Annotated in this window: 20 protein-coding genes; 9 read left to right on the top strand and 11 right to left on the bottom strand. The window is 45.8% G+C overall.

What is annotated here, in order from left to right:
- Positions 1–105 precede the first annotated feature (105 nt).
- The 4 genes from ACFOEE_RS10045 to ACFOEE_RS10030 form a co-directional block, all read right to left on the bottom strand.
- Positions 106–318: a hypothetical protein gene (locus ACFOEE_RS10045; RefSeq protein WP_377123772.1), complete on the bottom strand. Its 213-nt coding sequence runs from the start codon at positions 316–318 to the stop codon at positions 106–108.
- 112 nt (positions 319–430) lie between these two features.
- Complete coding sequence (locus ACFOEE_RS10040; protein ID WP_377123770.1) at positions 431–844, bottom strand: GNAT family N-acetyltransferase; 414 nt, start codon at positions 842–844, stop codon at positions 431–433.
- 6 nt (positions 845–850) lie between these two features.
- Positions 851–1438, bottom strand: a complete 588-nt coding sequence (locus tag ACFOEE_RS10035; protein WP_377123768.1) for a nucleoside deaminase — start codon at positions 1436–1438, stop codon at positions 851–853.
- Positions 1439–1611: 173 nt separating this feature from the next.
- Positions 1612–2109: a malate synthase gene (locus ACFOEE_RS10030; protein WP_377123766.1), complete on the bottom strand. Its 498-nt coding sequence runs from the start codon at positions 2107–2109 to the stop codon at positions 1612–1614.
- 136 nt (positions 2110–2245) lie between these two features.
- On the opposite strand from ACFOEE_RS10030, the gene ACFOEE_RS10025 reads away from it, so the two are divergent.
- The 4 genes from ACFOEE_RS10025 to ACFOEE_RS10010 all read left to right on the top strand — a co-directional run bounded on the left by ACFOEE_RS10025 (position 2246) and on the right by ACFOEE_RS10010 (position 7035).
- Entirely contained in the window at positions 2246–3766 is a 1521-nt protein-coding gene (locus ACFOEE_RS10025) for a DUF3612 domain-containing protein (RefSeq protein WP_377123764.1), read from the top strand.
- A 162-nt stretch (positions 3767–3928) separates the two neighbouring features.
- A complete protein-coding gene (locus ACFOEE_RS10020) occupies positions 3929–4540 on the top strand; it encodes an NAD(P)H-dependent oxidoreductase (RefSeq protein ID WP_377123762.1) in 612 nt (203 codons plus the stop codon).
- Positions 4541–4802: 262 nt separating this feature from the next.
- Complete coding sequence (locus ACFOEE_RS10015) at positions 4803–5369, top strand: acetate uptake transporter (protein WP_377123760.1); 567 nt, start codon at positions 4803–4805, stop codon at positions 5367–5369.
- A gap of 403 nt (positions 5370–5772) precedes the next feature.
- Positions 5773–7035: a peroxidase, FMP-type gene (locus tag ACFOEE_RS10010; RefSeq protein WP_377123758.1), complete on the top strand. Its 1263-nt coding sequence runs from the start codon at positions 5773–5775 to the stop codon at positions 7033–7035.
- 385 nt (positions 7036–7420) lie between these two features.
- On the opposite strand, the gene ACFOEE_RS10005 is transcribed toward ACFOEE_RS10010, so the two are convergent.
- The 6 genes from ACFOEE_RS10005 to ACFOEE_RS09980 are packed head-to-tail and all read right to left on the bottom strand — an operon-like array spanning position 7421 to position 15092.
- Positions 7421–7567, bottom strand: a complete 147-nt coding sequence (locus tag ACFOEE_RS10005) for a hypothetical protein (RefSeq protein ID WP_377123756.1) — start codon at positions 7565–7567, stop codon at positions 7421–7423.
- 15 nt (positions 7568–7582) lie between these two features.
- Positions 7583–8365 (bottom strand): peptidylprolyl isomerase, encoded by a 783-nt coding sequence (locus ACFOEE_RS10000; protein ID WP_377123754.1) that lies wholly within the window; start codon positions 8363–8365, stop codon positions 7583–7585.
- A gap of 41 nt (positions 8366–8406) precedes the next feature.
- A complete protein-coding gene (narI, locus tag ACFOEE_RS09995; RefSeq protein WP_377098487.1) occupies positions 8407–9087 on the bottom strand; it encodes a respiratory nitrate reductase subunit gamma in 681 nt (226 codons plus the stop codon).
- 10 nt (positions 9088–9097) lie between these two features.
- Positions 9098–9811, bottom strand: coding sequence for a nitrate reductase molybdenum cofactor assembly chaperone (gene narJ / locus ACFOEE_RS09990; RefSeq protein ID WP_377098485.1), 714 nt, complete (start codon positions 9809–9811; stop codon positions 9098–9100).
- A gap of 5 nt (positions 9812–9816) precedes the next feature.
- Positions 9817–11352, bottom strand: coding sequence for a nitrate reductase subunit beta (gene narH / locus ACFOEE_RS09985; RefSeq protein WP_377098483.1), 1536 nt, complete (start codon positions 11350–11352; stop codon positions 9817–9819).
- A gap of 14 nt (positions 11353–11366) precedes the next feature.
- On the bottom strand, positions 11367–15092 hold the full coding sequence (locus ACFOEE_RS09980; RefSeq protein WP_377098481.1) for a nitrate reductase subunit alpha: 3726 nt from the start codon (positions 15090–15092) through the stop codon (positions 11367–11369).
- Positions 15093–15358: 266 nt separating this feature from the next.
- Here ACFOEE_RS09980 and ACFOEE_RS09975 point away from each other — a divergent pair, with 266 nt between their 5' ends.
- The gene (locus ACFOEE_RS09975) at positions 15359–17182 is read left to right on the top strand and encodes a histidine kinase (protein WP_377123752.1); all 1824 of its coding nucleotides are present in this window, start codon (positions 15359–15361) and stop codon (positions 17180–17182) included.
- 52 nt (positions 17183–17234) lie between these two features.
- Here the strand turns inward: ACFOEE_RS09975 and ACFOEE_RS09970 are convergent, their stop codons facing one another.
- Positions 17235–18092, bottom strand: a complete 858-nt coding sequence (locus ACFOEE_RS09970; protein WP_377098477.1) for a LysR family transcriptional regulator — start codon at positions 18090–18092, stop codon at positions 17235–17237.
- A 97-nt stretch (positions 18093–18189) separates the two neighbouring features.
- On the opposite strand from ACFOEE_RS09970, the gene ACFOEE_RS09965 reads away from it, so the two are divergent.
- The 4 genes from ACFOEE_RS09965 to ipdC all read left to right on the top strand — a co-directional run bounded on the left by ACFOEE_RS09965 (position 18190) and on the right by ipdC (position 24494).
- Positions 18190–19365 carry an acyl-CoA dehydrogenase gene (locus tag ACFOEE_RS09965; protein WP_377123750.1) on the top strand — a complete coding sequence of 392 codons (1176 nt, stop codon included), beginning with the start codon at positions 18190–18192 and terminating at the stop codon, positions 19363–19365.
- Positions 19366–19370: 5 nt separating this feature from the next.
- Positions 19371–21608, top strand: coding sequence for a thiamine pyrophosphate-dependent enzyme (locus tag ACFOEE_RS09960; protein WP_377123748.1), 2238 nt, complete (start codon positions 19371–19373; stop codon positions 21606–21608).
- Positions 21590–22642: a malonyl CoA-ACP transacylase gene (locus ACFOEE_RS09955; RefSeq protein WP_377123746.1), complete on the top strand. Its 1053-nt coding sequence runs from the start codon at positions 21590–21592 to the stop codon at positions 22640–22642. The genes ACFOEE_RS09960 and ACFOEE_RS09955 overlap by 19 nt, the downstream gene beginning before the upstream one ends.
- A gap of 202 nt (positions 22643–22844) precedes the next feature.
- Positions 22845–24494 carry an indolepyruvate/phenylpyruvate decarboxylase gene (ipdC, locus tag ACFOEE_RS09950; protein ID WP_377123744.1) on the top strand — a complete coding sequence of 550 codons (1650 nt, stop codon included), beginning with the start codon at positions 22845–22847 and terminating at the stop codon, positions 24492–24494.
- The last annotated feature ends 28 nt before the right edge of the window (positions 24495–24522 follow it).

Raw genomic sequence — 24522 nt, 5'->3', positions numbered from 1 at the left:
ACAGCAGTGACTCGAAACGAGCCGGTTATGCGGCGAAAAATCACAACGTAAACACTGCTTAAAAGAAGATGCAGCACTCATAGGAGTGGTGCGTAATTAGTCGACTTATTTCTTACGAGCGCCTTTATGCTGAGTTCCAGTCCCACTTAGCATATCAATAATGGCGCCGATGGCGAGACCGAGGGCTACGCCCATGGCTAAACTTTTTCCCATATTGCCCGACGAGGCACCAAATGCCGCCCCAAGTGCTACGCCAATGGCGATACCTACGCCAATGCCAGTACCTGCTTTTCTTGGTTGTTTTTTCGGTGTTGTCATTATGACCTCGGAAGCTAAATAAAAGTGGCTGCGAAAAATGTGTGCTTGACCCTTGATACCTAAACCTAAATTTGCAAACTTACACCGCACATCACCTCAGCCCCATAAGCACCTAAGCCAGCGCTGCTTTGCTCATATAGGCCATGTCGGTGGGGGCGGGCTTAAAACCAAAGTGCTCATACAGACTTTGTGCATCGAGTGTTCGTAATAGCCAATTTACGCTTTGTAATTGTGGATGTGCTAGTACCTCAGCCAACAGCAACTTACCTAGGCCTTGTCCGCGATAGGGTTCAAAGACCACCACATCCATCAAATAAGCAAACACCGCGCAATCAGTTACCACTCGAGTAAACGCCAGCTGTTCACCATTTAGATATAGTCCAAAACACAAAGAATGGTCAATGGCGGTTTGTACTGTGGCACGGCTGCGGCCTTTTGCCCAATAGGAACGATTGCTGAGAAAGTCGTGAATGGCCGTGACATTAAGCAAGGATTTGTCAGTCGAAATAACATATTGATTTTGCATTAAATATTATTCCCCACATTGCTGACAACTAACTGCTGCCTTGCCGCGCCAATCTTCTAAATCTTGCTCTGGCTTCTCTTTACGAAATTGTCCATATAAGGCAATGCCCATCGCATCTTCTAAGATGTCTACGGTTATGCCTTTTTCGCGCAGTAACGCTTCATTACCACTGGCGTTGGTGACATCGCCCACTACCACACGGTTAAAACCGCGCATATAGAGTAGCGTTGCACAAACATCGCACGGGCTTAAGCTGGTGTATAAAGTGGTTTGACTGAAATCAATACGCCCCGCGTCGCGAATGGCGGAGGTTTCGCCGTGATTATACGGGTGGCTTTCTTGCACTAAGGTGTTGTGGCCTTTGCCAACGATTTGCCCTGTATGGTTATCGACAATCACCGCGCCAATTGGGCAGCCACCCTCATCGTAGCTTTTTTGCGCCAATAACACGGCGATGCGCATAAAGTCTGCGTCTTGCAGTTTTTGTGAAAAATCTCGAGCGAGCAAAGCCGCTAAGCTTTTCGTTGGCATATGGGCAATGGCGTTGAGCGCAGCAAAATCAACGCAAGAGGTGGAAGTCAACAAAGTAGTCATAAAGATCCTTGCCAAAGGCGAGTGGAGAAAGAGTTCTACAGTTTAAAAACGTGTGGTTCTAAACTAACCTGAGTACCTTTAGCTTGGCAAAATATTTTGCACAAATAATGAAGAGAGTTGCACAGGGTTTTAAGCGAGGGTTGCACTGCCTCGCTTAAACTGATTTGGCGGCCTTACAGCACATAGTCACTACCATCTTTGGCGGTAAAACATTTACAGTCGTTGCAGCGCGGTTGTAAGGTTTGTGCGCCGCTAATAAAACTTAGCCAAATACGCTGTTTAGTTTCACCATTTACGCTGGAAAGTGGCGTTTCGACTTGCACATCGTCTAGGTGGGCTAAATCGGTTTCACCAAATTGCCCTTTGCGGTTGATGCTAAGTTCAATATGCAGACCGTCGGCTTTTTTTAGTAACAGCGTTTCTGGCGTTTCTTTGTGGCCACATAGCGCAACAAATTGACTGCTGTTGGCTAAGCCACAGTGCTGGCCATCAGCAAAAAAAGCGAGCAAATGGCGGTAGTACACTACGTAATGAGTCACTTGTTGGTGCGAACCAAATTCAAGTGGGCAATGCTCATCAAGATATTGTTTGGCCAATTGTAATTGAGCACATGGCGGTATTTGCGGTGTGGTAATCGTTTGAGTTTGAGTGTGCGCTGGTGTTGTCATCATGGTCTTCCCGTTGGCAGATTTTATTTGATGACTTCATTGTAGTTTAAATGTGCAAATAATTTCACAAAAAGAATTTTACAGTGTAAATTTTACAAATCTGTCGAATTTTTACTCGTGTTAATGGTGCGGCGAAAAGATGAAAAAAGAACCCAGTCTAATGCGTAAATCGCACTTTCTTGGCACCAAAGTGCGTAATTTACGTAAGCGTAATCATTTGACCTTGGAAGATCTCTCTGCTCGTTGTATTCGGGTTGATGCCGCTAGTGCGCCTTCGGTGTCTTATCTTTCGATGATTGAGCGGGGCAAGCGCACCCCGAGTTTAGATATGCTGGAAAACTTGGCAACGGTATTTCAAAAGCCGGTGGAGTGGTTTTTAGATAACGAACAAGCAAGTGTTGAGATCACCCCAAGTAAAACCACATCCGGCGGCCTAAATGGCATGGCACTTGAACCTAACTTTTTATTTTCAAAAGATATTTTGCAAATCGCCATCCCAGAAATGTTGTCGCAAGCTGGGATCAGTGGTCGCCAATTTGCTCATTTGCTGATCAGGGCGCACCAAGAACATCATCAAAACCATTTTCCTGATTTAGAGCGTGCTGCGGAAGAAGTCGGCGGCAAAAACCTCTATTTGTCGGTTGAAGATTTAATTACGTTACTGCAAAAACAAGGGTTTCAACTGCGTTGGTTTGACGAACGGAATATGCTGGGACTGGACAATGCTCGGCTGCGGGTTGGCAGTGTAGTAACTTCCTATTTTGTGCCGCCAGCAACTGTGTATGTCAATAAACTGCTTAAGTTAAACCCGAGTCGGCTAAAGTATGATTTAGCGGTGCATATTGGCCATGGCGTACTACATCATAGCGACGGTGTGCAATGCGTATTGACTACCGGCGGGCTTGGTATGGAAGCCGAGCGTGAAGAACCTGTAGAACCAAACGCGCAGGATATTTTAAATGCTTGGCGCGACTTTGAATCAAGCTTTTTTGCTGGCGCCTTGTTGTGCCCAAAAGTACCTTATCGCCAAGTGTTAGAACGCCACGGCTATGAACTTGATGTACATCAGCAGCTTGGCATTTCAGCTTCCGTTGCAATGCGGCGTATGACCGTGGTGTCGCCTTATCCGCATTGGCATTATTTTGATGCCTACCAACCGGGCAAACTTAAAGCTGTGTATCGTGGTAATGGTATTCCGCTGCCGTGGGGCAATATGCGAGAAGTGCCCGATCCTTGTCAGCACTGGGCGGTATTTAGAAAGTTTGCCAGCAGTAATGGTGCACCCACTGCACAATTATCTGTTTTAAATGTCAACAACAAACCCCATCTATACTGTTGCGAGTCGGTGGCAATTCAAGACTTAGCCGAGCAACCGCACGTACTTTGTGCGGGGATTGACCTTAACCCAGCAATTAGCGCGCAAGGACTTGATGCTGAAACGGTAGTTGGGGAGCTGCAACAATTGTGTATTTTGCACGGTGGTAGCAGCCAAGTGCCGTATGCGCTGCAAAAACAGTTACGCAGCGTGGCAAAAATTCTCAATATTCACTGGATTGAACGCGGGTTGGAAAGTGATGTAAGGGTGATTTGCACCCGTGGCGCCAGTTGCCCACGTAAGCCAAGTTGTTATCAGGCTGGAGGTTGTCAGCTTGCAGACTAATCCATATTAGCCTTTTGGCCGTGGTGGAATTTGACTTAGTCAACCCGCATGGGTACTTAAGGTATGTTGAACTAGAAGTTGTTGCAAAAAGGCGAGTGTGATTTTGGCAGATATTTGACCAAATCGCGCCATGAAAAGTTAATTGGTAATACAAGGATTGCTGTGAAAATTCATTTAGTTTTAGCTCATCCTGAGCCGTTTTCGTTTAATTCAGCTCTACACCAAACCGCTGTTGATATGCTAACGCAAAACAAGATTGGCGTGAGCGTTTCAAATTTATACTACGCTGGCTTTAACCCTGTTGCAGGCCCCTTAGATATGCACGGTTATCCGCAAGAGCATTTTGCTTTGGCGGCAGCTCAGAGATGGGCGAGCAATAACGCTGCTTTTAGTGCTGATATTGTTGAAGAACAGAGTAAATTGGTAGAGTGTGATGCCGTGATCTTACAGTTTCCGCTCTGGTGGTGGTCCTTTCCTGCCATCCTAAAAGGTTGGATAGACAGAGTGTTATCGTCCGGTTTTGCCTACGGTAAAGAAAACACCTTACCGGCAAAAAAGGTCATGTACTCTATCACCACTGGCGGTGCTGACAGCCAAGAAGACTTAGACTACTACCAAAGTAAGATAAACGCTTTGTACGAGGATGTATTTGGCTTTTTGGGTTGGGAAACCTTACCGCCTTTCATTGCCCATGGTGTGCAGCGTTTAACAGATGAAGAAAGGCAACTGCTGCTGGGCAAATATAAAGCACATTTACAACAGGTGTTTAATTAAAGGGCGCAATGCCCTTTTGGCTAATACGGCCAGCCGCTGTTATCTCTTCGCTTAAGTAGACGTAATACCTAAAAGTGTAAATCTAACCTAAGCCGCATTTACGTGTGTATAGCAACACGTTTGACGGCACAGTCTAGTGCTGTCATTTTACACAGTACCCAACAAGGTGAAAAAATTGCATTTTGCTGACTATTGCAGTGCTCATTAGCCAGCTCTACAATGCCGCGCCCCTGAAGTTGGGGTCTTATCTTGGAGTTTTATTGTGAATCCCGCTTTTGCCAACCCAGCCCCCTTAGGATTAATGGGTTTTGGTATGACTACCGTTTTATTAAATATTCATAACGCCGGTTTTTTCCCAATCAGTGCCATGATTTTGGCCATGGGCCTATGTTATGGCGGCCTTGCACAAATTATTGCCGGTATTATGGAATACCGCCGTGGCAACACCTTTGGCATGACTGCGTTCTTATCTTATGGGCTATTTTGGTGGAGTTTAGTGCTGACGTTAATACTGCCTAAAATGGGACTTGCCGAGCCAACACCAATGGGATATATGGGCTGCTACTTGCTGATGTGGGGTATTTTTACCTTATTTATGACTTTAGGCACGCTGCAATACAACAAAGTGAAGCAATTGATTTTTGCCAGTTTAACTCTGTTGTTTGTGTTGTTGGCCATCCGTGATTTCACCGGCAATGAGCTAATTGGTTTGATAGCCGCCTATGAAGGTATTGCGGTCGGAAGCCTTGCAATCTACTTAGCTATGGCGACTATTCTTAATGAGCAGTTTGGCCGTACTGTATTGCCAATTGGTGAAGCAAAGTCGTGAGCCTGTTTTAAAGACATACAGATCAGGTGACGTTTACCACCTGATCTGTATGCTTTAAGCCCGAATAAGTGCAAATCTCTAATTTACAGCACTGTGTTATGTAGTTTTTACGCTTGGTGAAATAAACCCAACACATTGAATTAATTTATAAAACCCAATCCGAAAGAACGTCGCCGCAGTTCCAATTCATAAAACCCGCTAGCATGTGTAATGTCATGTAATTGAAATGTTGCATTTTCTATCTAATTCTTATGCTTAAACTATATTAAATAAATTCCACACTACCGTGCTTTGCTGCGCTAACCGTCATCCGCAGCTCAGTGACAAAGTAATACAGTATGTAAAAGCAGGTAAGCCGCTCGTGAGCAGCAAAACCCAAAGGTTTGAGATTAAGGAAAGCAACATGGCCAAAGCACCACAAAAATCATCCGTTAAGCCCTACCCAGAGTGGCGCAAAAACCAACCTACCGGCCCACAATTTGGCCTATTATCTAAACTCAATGGCACTTGGGTTAATTGGAAAGACGGCCCAAAAGGGTTACACACAACTTGTATGCCGTCGCCCGGCACATCGTCTGAAACCATTTTTGGTGTTTTTCATTTTAAATCTCAAGAGTATCGCGAGCAGCTGACATTCACCCAAGTGAATGCCCCCGTGCGCAACCGAGCAGGTTCTAACGAGCAATTTAATGGTGTCGTAAAATACGAAACCGCCATTATTGATAACAATGACGACTTACAGCATTTTGAAAACGGCATGTATTTGTGGCTAGGTGATAACACCATGCCGTGGCGCGCGGACAGCCCTTATCAAAACCCACGTACCATGTTTAAGCACACCTCAAGTAAAGCATCGGTTGAAAAAGACGGCGGTGACCCAGTCATAGGGCCAAAAGAGCTTGGGCCACAATATGTGCCGCCATACTCCATCTCTCGCTCTGGGGTAATACCTCATGGCACCACCATACATTTGATGGGTAAAGTGACACAAAACAACGTACTCGACACCGCCCCGCATATTGCTGATCTGTGGGAGCAACAATATTTAGCGGTTTCTCCTACGATGGGCATAAACCCGCAGCAAGACTTAATTGCGGGCTCGCGTAAAAAACCCAAATGGACCAAATTACCCCGTGAAGAGCAAGAAGGTGGCGGTTTAAACAGCGGCCGCGCATACTTTGAAAGCATTTTTAACTACAACAAATTCGGTGCTAAGTTTCCGTACACAGTGCAGCCGAATCTAAAGCTGATTGACGCCAATAAAGGCTTAACTTTTAAGCGTTTTGACTTGATTGAATTAGACTCACGCCAAGACACTGGACTGCAAGGTGCAACCGTCAATAACGTGATGATAGAGCGCTATTGCCGTGTTACACGCATGCGCCACCGTATGTGGTTAGAAGAAATCGAAGTCACCGATAAAAGCGGCAAAACCAAAGTCATTGACCAATTACAATACGAGCAAATCGTCGATTTTGAATTTATGTTCGGCTCCGACGGCGGCACCACCCAATGGCCACATATTCAGGTTAATACCTTACGCCGCATTGAAGATATCCCCGCAGACGAGCAATTACCGTTAATTAAACTCCCTGAAGAGGAAGAAAAGGTAGAAACCGACAACTTAAAATCTTGCGTCCATTATATGAATCATACATTGGATTAGGTTTAAAGCGGGATAGTATTTTAACGTTATTGTTAAAGCAGATTAATCTGGGTTGCCAATAAGCGAAATAAAAGCCGTACGAAAGTGCGGCTATTGTGGGGTATATTTGGGTTGGAATGACGGGTAAGAGCGAATAGAAGACGTAGAAAAGCCAAATTTTATTCATATGTGACAGTCAGCTTTTAATTTATTACAGACATTTATATTGATAAAAACTCGATTGGCTTGAAATCTTGTGTTCCATTGCATACTTCGATGTAAGTAGGACCGGTCAAACCAACTTTAAGAAAATGAACGGAAATAGCACAGAAAGGATCGTAATCTTTAGTTAGAAAGCGCTCTATTGCTTTGGGGACAGTAACAATAGAGCGCTTCAAGTTGGTTATTATTTCTTTTCAATTGGCTCGGGCACAAATTGATTTACAGCAGGTAATGGCTGCGCATCTGGTTTTGCAGACGATTGCGCGTTGTCTTGATTTTGTGTTTTGGCCGGTGCTTTATCTTGACCGCCACATGCACCACAACATCCCATATTCGTTACCTCTATTTATTGTACAAGTGGACTACTGCTAACGTTAAAATCAAAGCCTTCAATATCAGCATTGGCAATTAATTGCTCGATATACTGAGCGATGGCTTTGCGCTCAACTTTTTTATTTAAATAGTCTTGGATCCGAGTTTTAACTGCACTAAAAGGCAGCTGATTGCCGGGTTGTTTAAAGTCCACATAGACAATATGGAATCCAAAACGACTTTCTACTACATGTGGAATTAATCCTTCAGCTGCACTAAAAACCTGACGTTCAAACTCTGCGACGGTTTGCCCTTTAGACAGCTGACCGAGCTGGCCACCTAATTTGGCAGAGTCACATTTAGAGTACTGAGCCGCCAGCTCGCTAAAGGACTCCCCTTGATTCAGTGAGTTTAATATTAATTCCGCGGTTTCAAGAGCATTAGCGCGTGCGCTTTCATCTTCGACGGGGGCAGGGATCAATATGTGTCTTGCAGCGATAAGCGGTGAAGTGCAAAATTTGTGTAAGTTTTGCGAATAATACAGCTCACATTCTTGGTCTGACGCGGTAGGGATTGAAACTTCGGTTTCAATTAACCGATTTAACAGAGAGTTTTGTTTTTGCTCTTCGCTTTGCAAAGTGATGTCAGTGTCGCTCAGACTAAGTCCTAATTCTTGGGCGCGTTGATTAAACAACTCCCCAATGATGAGACTCTCAGCTGCATCGATCATCGCAGAGCGATGATCTTTTGCGGGATGATACTGCATTTCTTGTAATATCTGAGCTTCACTGATGGTAGATTGATTAACGGTGATCATAGGTGCCTCAGCTTAAGCCCTGCAAAGCAGGGCTTGATGGATTATTTACTGCGAACAACTTGGTAGTTGCGACTTAAATATTGCAGTGGAACACTAGCAATATGGACCAGACGGCTAAATGGGAATACGACAAACAACGTCATACCTAAAAATACGTGTAGTTTGTAGATCCAATGCACGTCCGCAATCGCCGCAGCCGCTGCGGTACCATTAAATGTCACCATGTTTTGCGCCCAGCTCATTAGTTTTAGCATTTCAGCGCCATCCATATGACCAGCTGAGACAAAAATCGACAGTAAACCTAAGATCAATTGTACGTAAAGCAGTAACAATATGGTGATATCCATCGTGCTGCTGGTTGCACGAATGCGTGGGTTAAACAGGCGACGTTTAAGCAAAATGGTTAAACCATAGAAGCAGATGACGCCAAACACACCACCTAATCCCATTGCGATCAGCTGTTTGTGGCTAGCTTCAATGCCGACTAGATGCCATACCTCAGCAGGGGTCAACAGGCCGACAAAGTGACCCATTAACACCATAATCACGCCAATGTGGAACGCACGACTACCACGTTTTAGCTCTTTACTTTCAAGTAATTGGCTACTTCCTGTTTTCCACGTGTATTGCTCTCGGTCATAGCGAATAATTGACGCGATCACAAAGATGGCCAGTGCAATATAGGGGTAAATCCCAAACAATAATGTATTTAAATAAGTCATGAGGTACTCCTTAGCTGGCCTGCTGATTAAAGTCAGTCCAGGTTACTGGAACGTATTGATCTTTGCGTTGCGATTCACTTGGGCGATTGACTGAGCTTGGGCAGCTATTAGCATCTGGCGCACCAAAGGTGACCGCTTCCTCTTCCCATTCTTTGTCAATGGCTTGTTTTGTGTCGTCACGTTTTTCACCATTGATTTGTGTGCGCAGTGCGTCGAGGTCAACCTGACTATCCGCAATCTCAAGCAATACTGAAAACACTACCGAATAGTCGCTTTCGCGCTTTTCTAGGCGGCACAGTAATAACGCTAAAATGTGCTCCACCTCACCCAGCCAATGTTTAGCATTGTCTTCACCTTGGGTAGATAAAAACTCTAGAAACAGAGGAATGTAGTCAGGGAGTTCATTCTGAGAGAGCTCAAGACCGGCCTGTTTGTATTGCTCGATTAAGTCAACCATGGCTTGACCACGGTCACGGCTTTCGCCGTGAACGTGTTCAAATAACCAAAGTCCTAGTGCGCGACCACGCTCGAACAAACCATCGTATTCCGATTGCCAATCCATCAAGTCTTTATTGCATTGAGTATCAATAAAGCGTGACAAGGTGGCCTTTTTGTTAGCACTTAATGCGCTTTGTTCAACAATCGCTTGTAGGTCCGCTTTTGCAGCAACAAGCTCGGCCGTTGGATAGTCTAGTAAATGAGATAGTACACTGAGAACTTGCATCCGATTTACTCCTTAATCTCAACAGGAATGATTTGTTTAACGGTTTGTTTTTTACCACCAAACAAGCTTACGCCGTTGTTGCCATCGCTACAGCCGTTGCCAAAGCTAAAGCCGCAGCCACTCTTCATGTCGTAGGCATTTTCTGCATACGCTTTGTGACTGGTTGGAATGACGAAACGATCTTCGTAATTCGCGATAGCCATATAGCGATACATATCTTCAACTTGGTGTGCGGTAAGTCCGACTTGTTTTAACACTTCCAAATCTTCTTGCCCTTCAACTTGCTGGGCACGCTTAAAGGCACGCATTGCAATCATGCGCTCTAGCGCTCTTACTACCGGCTTTTCATCACCTGCCGTGAGCAGGTTAGCTAGGTAGCGCAGTGGAATGCGCAGCGATTTAAGATCTGGGATCACGCCAGCCATGCCTACGTGGCCTGCTTGTACCGCGGTTTGAATAGGTGAAAGCGGCGGAATGTACCAAACCATAGGTAATGTTCTGTATTCTGGGTGTAGCGGTAATGCGACTTTCCAATCCATTGCCATTTTATAGACTGGTGAATGACGCGCTGCGTCTAACCAGCTTTCAGGAATACCTTCTGCTTTCGCTGCTGCAATTACCTTAGGATCATGCGGATCTAGGAACATACTCAGTTGTGCAGGGTACAAGTCCTGCTCGTTTGGCACACTCGCAACTTCTTGGACTTTGTCTGCATCGTACAAAAGTACACCTAAGTAACGAATACGACCCACGCACGTTTCTGAACATACTGTCGGCTGACCTGCTTCAATACGGGGGAAGCAGAAAATACATTTTTCAGATTTGCCTGTTTTCCAGTTGTAGTAGATTTTTTTGTACGGACAGCCAGAAACACACATCCGCCAACCGCGACATTTGTCTTGGTCAATCAATACGATGCCATCTTCCTCACGCTTGTAAATCGCACCTGATGGGCAGCTTGCTACGCAAGCTGGGTTAATACAGTGCTCACAAAGACGAGGTAAATACATCATAAAGGTCTTTTCAAATTGACCGTAAATGTCTTTTTGGACGACGTCGTCAAAGTTTTTATCTTTTTTACGCTCAGAGAATTCAGTCCCAAGAATTTCTTCCCAGTTTGGACCCCAATTGATTTTCTCCATACGTTGACCTGTGATCAACGAGCGCGGGCGAGCAACGGGTTGGTGCTTGCTGTCTGGCGCGTTGTGCAAGTGTTGGTAGTCAAAATCAAATGGCTCGTAGTAATCGTCAATTTCTGGCAGATCTGGGTTTGCAAAGATGTTTGCGAGCAAGCGACGTTTATTACCTTGGCGAGGCTCTAAATTGCCGCTGCTATTGCGTTTCCAGCCGCCGTTCCATTTTTCTTGGTTTTCCCATTCTTTCGGATAGCCGATCCCTGGTTTGGTTTCGACGTTATTAAACCACGCGTATTCAACCCCTTCGCGGCTTGTCCAAACGTTCTTACAGGTAATAGAACAGGTATGGCAGCCGATACATTTGTCTAGGTTTAAGACCATGCCTATTTGTGCACGTACTTTCATAATTTTTTCCTCGGCTACTCGTTATCTAACCAATCAACTTTGTCCATCTTACGGACGATTACAAACTCATCGCGGTTACAACCTACCGTACCGTAATAGTTGAATCCGTAAGCTTGTTGTGCATAACCACCAATCATATGGGTTGGCTTCATGACCGCACGGGTTACTGAGTTATGAATACCACCACGTGTGCCTGAAACTTCAGAGCCAGGTGTATTTACGATACGCTCTTGAGCGTGGTACATCATGCTCATCCCTTGTGGTACACGCTGTGAAACAACAGCACGAGCGGCAATGGCACCATTGACGTTGAACACTTCAATCCAATCGTTGTCTTTAATACCACCCTCTTTGGCATCGATTTCACTGAGCCAAACAATCGGTCCACCACGGCTAAGCGTAAGCATCAGCAAGTTGTCAGAGTAGGTTGAGTGAATACCCCATTTTTGGTGTGGCGTGATCCAGTTCAACGTCAGCTCTTTATTACCATTTGGTTTTTTACCTAACATTGGCTGCGTGGTTTTTAGGTTGATTGGTGGCTTGTATGACACCATCGTTTCACCAAAATCGCGCATCCATTGATGGTCTTGATAGAACTGTTGACGACCAGTTACTGTGCGCCATGGAATGAGTTCGTGCACGTTGGTGTAACCCGCGTTGTACGACACATGCTCGTCTTCAAGGCCAGACCAAGTTGGTGAACTGATGATCTTTCTCGGTTGTGCTTGAATGTCTCTAAAGCGGATTTTTTCTTCCTCTTTAGGTTTGGCTAAATGTGTATGGTCGCGACCTGTAAATTCACCTAGTGCTTCCCACGCTTTTACTGCAACTTGACCGTTTGTTTCTGGCGCGAGACTCAAGATAACCTCAGCCGCATCAATGGCCGTTTCAATTTTTGGACGACCTTTTTGAGGACCTTCAGACGTGTGTCGGTAGTTCAACTCACCAAGAAAATCGACTTCTTTTTGCGTATTCCAATTAATGCCTTTACCACCGTTACCTAACTTGTCCAAAAGCGGACCAAGTGATGTAAAGCGGTTATACGTATTCGGATAATCACGCTCGACCACTATCATGTTTGGCGCAGTGACGCCTGGAACTAGATCACATTCGCCTTTCCACCACATTTTTACGCCATCTGGTTGAGCAAGCTCAGCAGGGGTGTCATGCATAAGTGGCGACGTAACTAAATCCTGTTCAACGCCTAAGTGGCCATCACACAGTTCAGAGAATTTCTTCGCGATACCTTTGAAAATGTCCCAGTCAGAGCGAGATTCCCACACCGGATCAACCGCTTTTGACAGTGGGTGAATAAACGGGTGCATGTCCGAGGTATTCATATCGTCTTTTTCATACCAAGTAGCGGTTGGTAACACGATATCGGAGTACAAGCAGGTTGTTGACATACGGAAGTCAAGCGTGACCCATAGGTCTACTTTGCCCTCAGGAGCGTTGTCATGCCAAACCACGTCTTCTGGTTTTTTGTCACCGCTTTCACCAAGATCTTTACCCTGTAAACCATGTTTAGTTCCGAGGAAATGGCGTAGCATGTATTCATGGCCTTTACCCGATGAACCAAGCAGGTTTGAACGCCAAATAAACATGTTATGCGGGAAGTTTTGTGGGTTATCAGGGTCTTCACAGGCAAACTTCAATGCACCAGATTTAAGTTGTTGAACAGCATAGTCTTTCGCTGACATACCTGCTTTTTCAGCATCTTTACAAAGTTGTAATGGGTTCATGCCCAATTGCGGTGCTGAAGGTAGCCAGCCCATGCGCTCTGCACGAGTGTTGTAATCGATAATCGAACCAGTCCACTTGCTCTTATCTGCCAGTGGTGACAATACCTCTGTCATCTCTAGCTTTTCGTAGCGCCATTGATCGGAATGATTGTAGAAGAATGAAGTACCATTCATTTGACGCGGTGGACGTTGCCAATCCAAGCCAAATGCCAGCGGCAACCAGCCGCACTGTGGACGCAGTTTTTCTTGACCGACGTAGTGCGCCCAACCGCCACCTGATTGTCCAACACAGCCACACAGCATCAACATGTTGATGAGGCCGCGATAGTTCATGTCCATGTTGTACCAGTGGTTGAGTGCCGCCCCAACGATCACCATGCTGCGACCACGCGTTTTATCGGCATTGTCGGCAAACTCACGTGCCACTTGGATAACGTGATCCGCTTTTACGCCCGTGATTTTCTCTTGCCAACCCGGAGTGTAAGGCACATCGTCATAGAGCGTTTTTGCAACAGCAGCGTCATCAAGCCCATTATCTACGCCATAGTGCGCTATCATTAAGTCGAATACCGTCGCAACAAGCGCTTCACTACCATCTTTTAACGTGATGGTTTTAACGGGCACTTTGCGTACTTGTACTTCGTCGTGATCAGTATGTTGGAAGTAACCCAATTCGTGTGCTTGACCGCCAAAATACGGGAATAAAACGGATTCCACTTTATCAGCATGTTGTTTCAGGCTAAGGGCAAGTTTAATCTCTTCACCGGTTTTGCCGTCACGCTGCTCAATGTTCCATTTCCCTTTTTCACCCCAGCGGTAGCCGATAGCACCCGTTGGTGAAATGAGAGAACCTGAAGCTTCGTCGATACCAATGGTTTTCCATTTCGGATTGTTATCTTGACCTAAGTTATCCGCTAAGTCGGACGCCCGTAAAAACGCGCCTTGGGTGAAACCTTTTTCGGTTTTGTCTAAGACGACCAGCATAGGCATGTCGGTATAGCGACGCACGTAGTCGGTAAAATATTCACTGGGTTTGTCTATATGGAATTCTTTAAGGATGACGTGGCCAAATGCCATAGCAAGCGCCGCATCCGTACCTTGTTTTGGTGCTAACCAGATGTCAGACAACTTAGAACACTCAGAGTAATCTGAAGTAATTACGACGGTTTTCGTGCCTTTATAACGCACTTCGGTAAAGAAATGCGCATCTGGAGTACGTGTTTGAGGCACGTTTGAGCCCCAAGCGATGATGTAGTTAGAGTTGTACCAATCTGCAGATTCCGGTACATCCGTTTGCTCACCCCAGATTTGTGGTGATGCAGGCGGTAAGTCACAGTACCAATCGTAGAAGCTTAAACAGTTACCACCAATAAGTGACAAATAACGTGAACCCGCAGCATAGCTGACCATACTCATCGCTGGAATGGGTGAGAATCCCATAATACGGTCTGGGCCGTAAGTTTTTGCCGTATACACGTTTGATGCAGCAATGATTTCGTTGACTTCGTCCCAATCGGCACGGACAAATCCACCCAAACCACGCTTTGACTTATAGCTTTTCGCTTTTTCTGGGTTGGTAATGATGGATTCCCAGGCTTTGACTGGATCGGTAAAGCTTTGTTTGGCTTCACGCCATAGTTTGAGTAAGGCTTGTCTTACTTTTGGATGCTTAAGACGGTTAGCACTGTAGATATACCATGAATAGCTTGCGCCACGAGGACAACCGCGCGGTTCGTGATTTGGTAAATCAGGACGGGTTCGAGGGTAGTCTGTTTGTTGTGTTTCCCACGTCACTAATCCATCTTTTACGTAAATTTTCCAGCTACATGAGCCGGTACAGTTAACACCGTGCGTTGAGCGCACGATTTTGTCATGTTGCCAACGACGGCGATAGCCGTCTTCCCAATCGCGATTTTCATCAGTTGTTACACCGTGACCACCTGCGAAACTTTGCTTGTTGGTCTTAAAAAAGCGCATTTTGTTTAAGAAATGGCTCATATATTTACTCTCCTATCCTGCTCAATTTATGCGCGCTGCCAAGTGGCACATTGAATTGGCAGGCAGCTACATTGCTCATCAAATATAGTGATGTGGGCGTAAATTAACTTGATGACGGTCAAGAACTCAATATCTGTAACTTAATGAAAAATAGAGATATACCTACAAGGTGGTAGTGCTATTTAGGGTGATTTAAGGCGAAAATACTGGTGTTGATAACATTCAAGCGATATTGTTTAGTCGTTTAAAATAGGTGGGTAATTATTGTGGGTATTCGGTTTGGAGAACTAAAAAGTCGCTTTAATGGCTCGGTAACGGTCTATATCAAAGGTTCCATTATAGGTGTGATCAGTTTGGCGATATGTACCTTGTTCGCGTCTTATTGGATTACTGAACTTGCCGACTTAGATGCTAAAGCCATTAACCTAAGCGGCTCTTTGCGCATGGAATCCTATCAACTTGGGATGTACGGTGTCGAAGGGCACAGTGGAGAGATCCAATCACGCATTGCAGACTTTGAAGCCAAACTTGATGATCCGATTTTCCAAAAATTAAAAAGTGATGTGGCTTTAAATACACTCTGGACTGAGGTGATCGATCATTGGCAACGAGAGCTCAAACCCGCTTTATTGAATTTACCCATTACTGACAGAAATAAATTTAACCAGCAAGTGAGCGAACTTGCCAGTAACGCCGATAAGCTCGTATTTGCAGTACAAACGCATGCAGAAAGTAAAATCAGACTACTTCGTTCCATTCAACTGGCGGCTTTATTTATTACCCTTTTGGTTGGGATTTTTACCCTTCATTTGATTAGTTTACGTGTCGAAAAACCTTTGGTTGAACTCACTCATGCGGCTTATGCGATAGGTAAAGGTAATTTCACTCATCACGTAAACTTAAAAGGTGACGACGAGCTTGCCTTACTAGGCGCTACGTTTAACCATACCTGTAAAGCGATTGCCTCGATGTACGGGCAACTTGAAACACGAGTGAAAGAGCAGACTGAAGAGCTTGAGGTGAATAATCAGGCGCTGACCTTTTTGTTTAAAACCGCAAGGTTGTTACTCGAAGCGCAAGAGAGCAAATTGGATTTACAACAAATCCTTGATGAGCTCTCGAGTTTAATCGAAGTACAAGACATCGAATTGTGTTTAATGACGGCAAGCGGTGACAAACCCTATATGCAAATGAAACCGGAAACCGATAAACAAGGACTGTGCGAAGCTAAGAATTGTGACAATTGTGATGGTAATGCCGCGTTTATGTCTTTGGAGCAGCCGACGTTTACGCGCTTTCCTTTGGTCTATGGAACTAATAATTACGGTGTATTAGTTGTGCGTAGTAAAGAGGGATTTGCGGCAGGGTCATGGCAAATGCAATTAGTACAATCGGTTGCTGATCAAATCGCATTATCGCTTAATTTGGCAGCACAAAATGATCAAGCTAGACGTATTGCGCTGTTGCATGAGCGTACGGTAATTGCCAGAGAGTTACATGACTCCCTTGCACAGGCTCTATCGTATTTGAAAATACAAGTAACCCGTTTGACTAAAACCCAAGAAAAGCAGAAGTTTGATCTACAGCCGCCAATCATTGATGAATTGAAAACAGGGCTAGATTCGGCTTATCGTCAATTGCGCGAGTTATTGACGACATTCCGCTTAAAGATGGTGAGCGAAGGATTAGAAGCGGCGCTTGAAAAAACCATTGAACAACTCTCTGAGCAGTCCAATATGCAGTTCCATCTTAACTTTGCTGTCAAACAAGTCCCACTTTCGCCAATGGAAGAAATTCACTTGCTGCAAATCGCCCGCGAAGCGTGTCAAAACACAGTGCATCACAGTAAAGGAGAGAATGTTTGGGTTGACCTTGCGGTAACCGAAAATAATCAATTGCAGTTGACGGTCAGTGATGATGGCGTTGGTATGGTCAATGGCAGCGAAAAGCTTAACCATTATGGTATGGCTATCATGCAAGAGCGTGCCAAGCACCTGCAAGGTGAGTTATTTATCTCACCAAGGGAACTGAAAGGCACCGAAGTGAAATTGATATTTCGACCTGTAGGCGGTAGCCAAAGTTATCATTAGTGCGTTGTGTTTTGTTGCATGCTCTATTTTAAGTAGCAAAACGGCTTACTCGTTACAAGTAAGCCGTTTTGGCACTCAAACACGCTGCTTGTAGAAAGGGCATTAAAGGATGATGTCCATCTCGGCGATGTGCGAGACCAATTTCACGTTGCACCGAAAAATCCCCAAGTTCTTTTAAACAGAGGTCGGGTCTAGACTTAAGCTGCGTAAAATCAGGTACTAAGGCAGCTCCAATCCCTGTTGATACCAGTGCCAGTGCATATTCTATGGTTTGAATATCTGCACGGATGTCTGGTTTTACTTTCGCTTTTAATAATACCGCTTCTAAATGTCGCCACGCTTCACAAGGTAAGCGTTTGATTAAGGGGAGATCTGCAAAATCCTGAGCTGATAATTGCGTTTTTAGAGACAATGGAGAATGGCTATTAAGGGCAATGACGTAGTTATCTTGCCAAATAGGCGTAAATAACTCACCGGATTTTAGCTGTTTGGTGGTGATGATCCGTGCATCACATTCGCTATCTGGTGCAACCAACACCAGTTCGAGCTCTAATTGATTAACGGCACATAAATTTTGAAATTCTTTTAAAAGCCACGCCATTCTGTCCGTACCTAAGGCATGGATCAAACCAAGCTTAAACTTCGATTTTTTAGGTCGTTGCACGAAACTAGAGCGCACAGCCTGCAACTGACCAATTAAATTACAAGCGTGTAAATACAGTTTTTCGCCCTCTGTCGTTGGGGTTACTCCTTTAGGGATACGAACAAACAACGTCGTTTTTAAACTGGCTTCGAGCGTTAGGATTGATTGCGATAAAGATGGTTGGCTAATCCCCAATTGACGCGCTCCTGCGCTTAATGAGCCCGATTCATAGACCGCAATAAAGTGGCTGAGATGGCGAAAGTCCATAGTTAAAACCTATAGATGATGAAATATATACCTATTTTTACTCTAGCAAAGTCTCGCCTAGTCTAGCTATACCCACAAAGATAGGTGAGATAAAACAATGAAAGTTCCATTCAATTGGCAAGACCCCTTTTTAATTGATTCGTTATTGAGCGAAGAAGAACGTTTGGTACGCGATAGCGCAAGGCAATATTGTCAAGAGCGCTTACAAACTCGTATTTTATCTGCAAATCGCGAAGAGCGTTTTGACCGAGAAATCATGAATGAGCTTGGTGAACTCGGTTTGCTTGGCGCAACACTGCCAGAAACCTACGGCTGTGCCGGTGTCAATTATGTTTGTTATGGTCTGGTTGCGCGTGAGGTTGAACGAGTAGACAGTGGTTATCGCAGTGCCATGAGTGTGCAATCGTCATTGGTTATGCATCCAATTCATGCTTATGGCAGCGAAGAACAAAAACAGTACTACCTACCAAAGCTTGCATCAGGTCAGTGGGTGGGCTGTTTTGGCTTAACAGAACCCGATTCAGGCTCGGATCCTGCGAGTATGCGCACGACTGCAAAACCTTGTGCAGAGGGTTATATTTTAAACGGCACAAAAATGTGGATCACGAATGCGCCGATTGCGGACGTATTTGTTGTTTGGGCCAAATTAGACGGCGAGATCCGAGGGTTTATTTTGGAAAAGGGCATGACTGGATTGTCGGCTCCCAAGATCGAAGGCAAATTTTCTTTGCGAGCGTCCATCACAGGGGAAATCGTCATGGACAATGTCGTGGTGCCAAGTAGTGCGATTTTACCTCATGTTTCAGGGATTAAAGGACCATTTGGGTGTTTAAATAAAGCCCGTTTCGGCATCGCATGGGGGGCATTAGGTGCCGCAGAGTTCTGCTGGCATGCTGCGCGTCAATATACGATGGAGCGCCACCAGTTTGGCCGTCCTCTTGCCGCCAATCAGTTGATCCAAAAGAAATTAGCCGATATGCAAACCGAGATTCAACTTGGTTTACTCGGTTGCTTGCAAGCTGGGCGATTAATGGACTCGGGCGCGCTTGCACCCGAAACCATTTCATTAATAAAACGTAATTCGTGTGGTAAGGCGCTGGAGATAGCTCGTCATGCGCGGGATATGCATGGCGGTAACGGGATTGCTGACGAATTTCACGTGATCCGTCATGTGTTAAATCTAGAAGCGGTCAACACTTATGAAGGTACACATGATATTCATGCCTTAATTTTAGGGCGAGCTCAAACTGGGCTATGTGCGTTTGCAGGCTAACCGTTATGCGAAAAAGCTTACCTTATGAAATGCCAGTCTGGCTGATTGGCTTTATCGATGAGATAAAAAGCCATAGTGCTGTTGCCTCACCCAAAAAAACGAGTCGACTAACTCGCGCCGTGTGGTGGCAATTATTTGAAAGCCAACTGAGTAGTCGTTTGCTCGATTTACGCTCTCGCCTGTTACAAGCGCAAGGCGAGAGTTTTTATACCATAGGCAGCGCAGGACATGAAGGCAACGTCGTCCTCGGGCGCCTGTTGTCACTGCAAGATATGGTGTTTTTGCATTATCGTAGTGGCGCGTTGTTCATCGAACGGAGTCGGCATTTAGCAGGGCAAACGCCACTGTACGATCTGCTCGCGTCGTTTGTCGCGAGTCGTGAATGCTCAATATCGGGGGGACGTCATAAGGTGCTAGGCAGTAAAGCCCTAAATATTCCACCGCAGACCAGCACCATCGCATCGCATTTACCTAAAGCGGTTGGCGCGGCGTTTGCGCTTGGACTCAAGCAGCGGCAAGGACAGAGCAATGACGATATCGTGATGGCAAGCTTTGGCGATGCGTCACTTAACCACGCTTCGGCACAGTGTGCGTTTAATAGCGCAGCTTGGACAAGCTACCAACACCTCGTTATGCCGATCTTATTTGTATGTGAGGACAACGGACTTGGGATCTCAACGCCAACGCCTGCTGGTTGGGTGGCGCAATTTGCCGCTCAACACCCACAACTGCGTTATTTCAGCACTGATGCTTGCGATTTAGAAGGTTGCTTTTTTACCGTGCAAGCGGCCATTGATTATGTGCGGATCACACGTAAACCCGCTTTTTTGCATCTGAAAATGGTACGTCTATTTGGTCATGCCGGTGCGGACGCGCAAACCGCGTACCTTTCGGCGACCCAGATTGCAGCGCAAGTTGAGCACGATCCACTGCGCGCAACCGCACAGTCACTTATTAGCTATGGTTTTGCGACACCAGCAGAACTGATCCAGTACGCGAGTGAACTCGATAAGCGTATCGCGGGTATCGCCAATGAAGTGATTAACACACCAAAATTGACCTCGGTTGATAGTATTGCAGCAAGCCTCACAGTAAGTTCGTGTCATTACAAAGCCGCCAAAGACGCGTTATCCGATATTGCATTTGAGCAAAGTATTTCACGCAGTGCAGGGCGGTTGACTATGCCCCAGCATATGGGGAAGTTACTCAACTGGGTATTGCATGAACAGTTATTGCAGTACCCTGAGCTGGTGGTCTTTGGTGAAGACGTTGCTAAAAAAGGAGGCGTATACGGCATAACCCAGCACTTGCAAAAAGAGTTTGGAGTGCATCGCGTGTTCAATACGTTGCTTGATGAACAGTCTATTTTAGGACTCGCTATTGGGTTATCGCAGCAAGGGTTCGTGCCCGTAGCGGAAATTCAGTTTTTGGCTTATGTGCATAACGCCGAAGATCAAATTCGCGGCGAAGCGGCGACTTTGAGTTTTTTCTCAAATGGACAATTTGCCAACCCTATGGTGATCCGAATTGCCGGGCTTGGTTACCAAAAAGGCTTTGGTGGTCATTTTCATAATGACAACTCACTGGCGGTATTTCGTGATATTCCAGGTCTCATTGTGCTGTGCCCGAGTAACCCTGCTGATGCGGTATTATTGTTCCGGCAGGCTGTAAAACTCGCGTATGAAGAACGGCGAGTGGTGATCTTCCTTGAGCCTATCGCGCTTTACAATACCCGAGATTTGCACCAAGCCGGTGATAATCGATGGCTCTCTTTGTATCCGTCAGCCCAGAGCCGATTACCGCAATTCGGTGAGCCAAACGTTACAGGCGATGGGGATGAGTTAGCGATTATTTCCTATGCCAATGGTACGTATCTTAGTTTGCAGGCACAGCTCGAACTTGAACAACAAGGATACCGCGTTCGAGTACTCGATTTGCGTTACCTTGTGCCGTTACAGTGCGATCAGATCGTCTCGGCGCTCGGCCCTTGTAAACGAGTTTTGATCGTGGATGAATGTCGGCAACGGGGCTCATTAAGTGAGGAGTTATTTACCTTATTGCACGAATCACGAGATCGATTTTTCTCGATTGGCCGAGTGTGTGGCGTGGATTGCTTTATTCCCCTAGGCGCCGCGGCCTATCAGTTATTGCCCAGTAAAGCCGATATTATTGCAGCAGCGCTTTCATTACTTGAGGCTAAGCAACCAACCAAGGATACCAAGTTATGGGATATCGCAGTTTAGTTATTTGTCCCGGTAGGGGAAGTTATAACCGTCCAGAATTAGGCTATATCCAACGTATTTTGCAGCATTCCTCGTGCACCGAAACGCTGTTCAAACAAATCAATGATGCACTGTGTAAGCAGCAGCTACCGGGTCTAGATGAACTGGATGGTGCCGCGCATTTTTCCGCACGTTTACATGGCAAAGCTGAGCATGCAGCGAGTCTGATTTTGGGGGCTGGGCTTTTGGATTATCACAGTCTAGACCAGAATCAATACGATGTGGTTGCGATGACAGGTAATTCGATGGGCTGGTATACCGCACTCGCCTGCAGTGGGGGTTGGCAACCTGATAAAGCGGTGACGATTGCAACGACGATGGCTGCACTAACTAATAGTAGTCAACGTGATGACGATTGCGGAATGCAATTGATCTACCCTTTGGTGGATGCAAAGTGGCAGTTAGTAAAAGAACGAAAACAACAGATTGAACAGTATCTTAATCAGTATCCAAGCGAAATTTTCCATTCTATACGTTATGGAGGCTACGCGGTAATAGCGGGAAACAGCAGGCGGATCTTACAACTGCACGAAGAACTACCGCCCATTGATGAGCGTTTCCCTTTGCTGTTAAACGGTCATGCTGCATTTCACTCGCCGTTTATGCAGGGTGCAGCAGAGCGAGCGTTAGAGATGTTTACCAGCAGCGACTTTCGAACGCCTTCTCTACCTTTGGTGGATGGTACGGGGCGGATCTGGACGCCCAACTGTACTGAGGTAGAGCGGCTCAGAGAGTACACGCTAGATAAACAAGTGGTGGAGTGTTTTGATTTCTCGGTAGCGGTGCAAGTGGCGGTTAAAGAGTTTTGCCCCGAGCGGATCATTTTGCTAGGACCAGGCAATGCACTTGCCAGTGCGGTGATCCAAGCCATTATCGCAGCGGGTTGGCGAGGGTTAAGCTGCAAAGAGGATTTCAAAACTCAGCAACTCAATGATCCATGGTTACTGGCTTTTGGCGATGAACAACAATCTCAGGCTCTGCGCTCCAATCGCTAATAAATCAATGTGAAGATGATTGGTTACCTGTTTTTAGGAAGACCAATCATCGCTACCCTCTCACTCCATAGGTAGAAAACACGACGTATAAATCTCATTGTGGGTAGTGAAGATAATCACCTAATTAAGTTTGCGCTAAATCAATAAATGGGCGACTGGCCTCAGGCAAGGTGACATCGATAGACAACTTTCAGAGGTAGGTATGACGTTAGCTCGTGTTTTATTGCAATCGCTAAAAAGCTTTGGTGCGAAACAAGTCTGGGGGATCCCTGGGGATTTTATTCTGCCGTTTTTTCGTGAAATGGAACAAAGTCAGATTTTACCCGTGTACTCCTTAAGCCATGAACCTAGCGTGGCCTTTGCGGCTGACGCTAGTGGACGACTTCATGAGGGGATAGGTGTTCTAGCCGTGACCTATGGGGCTGGTGCACTTAACAGCGTTAATGCGGTTGCACAAGCCTATGCCGAACGTTCGCCGTTAGTGGTACTGGCTGGCATGCCCTCGCAAAGCGAAATGGAGTTAGGATTACAGCTACACCACCAAGTGAAATCAATCGATAGCCAAGTGCAAATCTTTAAAGAGATTACTTGCGCACAGGTAAGATTAGATAATCTAGACCATGCTGCAGAAAAAATCGCTCGTGCCTTAAAGCAATGTAAAGAGCAATCACGTCCAGTCCTGATCGAAATACCCCGTAACATGGCATCGGAACACTTTAGTGAGTTGATCATAAATAGACCCATTGAAGAGTCAGTGTGCGCATCTACAGAAAAATGTGTGAAAGACTTGTTGCATATCATAGCTAAGGCGCAGCGACCCATCGTGCTGGCGGGTGTTGAAGTCAAGCGCTATGACGTCGAAGCGCAATTTTGTCGGTGGGTCTCTGAGCTTGACGTACCTTGCTTTACTACGCTGATGGGGAAAGGGATCGCAGAAGAGTTTGAAGATAGTCCCGTGCAAGGGACATACCTCGGTGAAGCCGGCGACCCGAGAGTTGCAGCAATCGTGCAGCAGGCAGATTTGGTGATTTTTGTTGGCGCTATTTTATCAGACAGCAATTTTGCCATCAGTGCCGAGACATTAGCAGGACGGCAAGCCGTGTTTATTGAACACCGCGAAGTAAACTTAGGGCACTACAGTTACCATGGGATTGCATTAAAAACCATCTTGTCTCAACTCGAAGCGTTCGCCACGCCCAAAACATGGGCATTTCATCTGCCGCATGCGAACAATGACAGTGACGACACACTGGCAACACAAGGGGCTATCGCGCCAATGATGATTGCCGAGGCATTGAATCGCAGCTTTGACAAATACGGTCGTTTACCTGTGGCCAGTGATGTGGGCGATTGTTTGTTTGTCAGTCAAGGTTTAAAAGGCACCTCGGTGGTCGCGCCTGGCTATTACGCCTCGATGGGGTTTGGCGTGCCTGCCGGATTTGGTATTCAAGCGACGACAGGTCGCCGTCCTGTTGTGTTAGTGGGTGATGGCGCTTTCCAAATGACAGGGATGGAGCTTGGACATTGCCGACGTTACGGCTTTACACCGATTGTTGTACTTTTAAATAATCAGGGTTGGGAAATGATCCGTGCCTTTGCGCCCGATAGTCAGGCGGCTGATTTAGGGCTTTGGCCATTTGCGGACATGGCGCAGCATTTTGGTGGGGTTGGGATACGAGTATCATCGCCTGAGGCACTTGAGCAGGCTTTGTGCCAAGCGTTTGAAGACTCCAGTCAGTTTTATCTTATCGACGTGCAAATACCAAAAGGATGCATGACTCCAAGTCTTGCTCATTTTGCGAAGGTGTTGACTGCCAAACAAAATATGGCAAGAAGTGAGCCAATCACTTAGCTATTTACCTACTAAGGGGTAGCTCGGC

The sequence above is a fragment of the Pseudoalteromonas fenneropenaei genome, from assembly GCF_042643375.1.
Lineage (GTDB): Bacteria > Pseudomonadota > Gammaproteobacteria > Enterobacterales > Alteromonadaceae > Pseudoalteromonas > Pseudoalteromonas fenneropenaei.
The sequence above is the reverse complement of the archived record's forward strand: the minus strand, read 5'-3'. Positions and strand labels throughout refer to the sequence as shown.

What these genes read in the sequence shown, in the direction of transcription:
- ACFOEE_RS10045 (WP_377123772.1), bottom strand. Translation starts at nt 318, where the DNA reads ATGACAACACCGAAAAAACAACCAAGAAAAGCAGGTACTGGCATTGGC.
- ACFOEE_RS10040 (WP_377123770.1), bottom strand. Translation starts at nt 844, where the DNA reads ATGCAAAATCAATATGTTATTTCGACTGACAAATCCTTGCTTAATGTC.
- ACFOEE_RS10035 (WP_377123768.1), bottom strand. Translation starts at nt 1,438, where the DNA reads ATGACTACTTTGTTGACTTCCACCTCTTGCGTTGATTTTGCTGCGCTC.
- ACFOEE_RS10030 (WP_377123766.1), bottom strand. Translation starts at nt 2,109, where the DNA reads ATGATGACAACACCAGCGCACACTCAAACTCAAACGATTACCACACCG.
- ACFOEE_RS10025 (WP_377123764.1), top strand. Translation starts at nt 2,246, where the DNA reads ATGAAAAAAGAACCCAGTCTAATGCGTAAATCGCACTTTCTTGGCACC.
- ACFOEE_RS10010 (WP_377123758.1), top strand. Translation starts at nt 5,773, where the DNA reads ATGGCCAAAGCACCACAAAAATCATCCGTTAAGCCCTACCCAGAGTGG.
- ACFOEE_RS10005 (WP_377123756.1), bottom strand. Translation starts at nt 7,567, where the DNA reads ATGGGATGTTGTGGTGCATGTGGCGGTCAAGATAAAGCACCGGCCAAA.
- ACFOEE_RS10000 (WP_377123754.1), bottom strand. Translation starts at nt 8,365, where the DNA reads ATGATCACCGTTAATCAATCTACCATCAGTGAAGCTCAGATATTACAA.
- narI (WP_377098487.1), bottom strand. Translation starts at nt 9,087, where the DNA reads ATGACTTATTTAAATACATTATTGTTTGGGATTTACCCCTATATTGCA.
- narJ (WP_377098485.1), bottom strand. Translation starts at nt 9,811, where the DNA reads ATGCAAGTTCTCAGTGTACTATCTCATTTACTAGACTATCCAACGGCC.
- narH (WP_377098483.1), bottom strand. Translation starts at nt 11,352, where the DNA reads ATGAAAGTACGTGCACAAATAGGCATGGTCTTAAACCTAGACAAATGT.
- ACFOEE_RS09980 (WP_377098481.1), bottom strand. Translation starts at nt 15,092, where the DNA reads ATGAGCCATTTCTTAAACAAAATGCGCTTTTTTAAGACCAACAAGCAA.
- ACFOEE_RS09970 (WP_377098477.1), bottom strand. Translation starts at nt 18,092, where the DNA reads ATGGACTTTCGCCATCTCAGCCACTTTATTGCGGTCTATGAATCGGGC.
- ACFOEE_RS09965 (WP_377123750.1), top strand. Translation starts at nt 18,190, where the DNA reads ATGAAAGTTCCATTCAATTGGCAAGACCCCTTTTTAATTGATTCGTTA.
- ACFOEE_RS09960 (WP_377123748.1), top strand. Translation starts at nt 19,371, where the DNA reads ATGCGAAAAAGCTTACCTTATGAAATGCCAGTCTGGCTGATTGGCTTT.
- ACFOEE_RS09955 (WP_377123746.1), top strand. Translation starts at nt 21,590, where the DNA reads ATGGGATATCGCAGTTTAGTTATTTGTCCCGGTAGGGGAAGTTATAAC.
- ipdC (WP_377123744.1), top strand. Translation starts at nt 22,845, where the DNA reads ATGACGTTAGCTCGTGTTTTATTGCAATCGCTAAAAAGCTTTGGTGCG.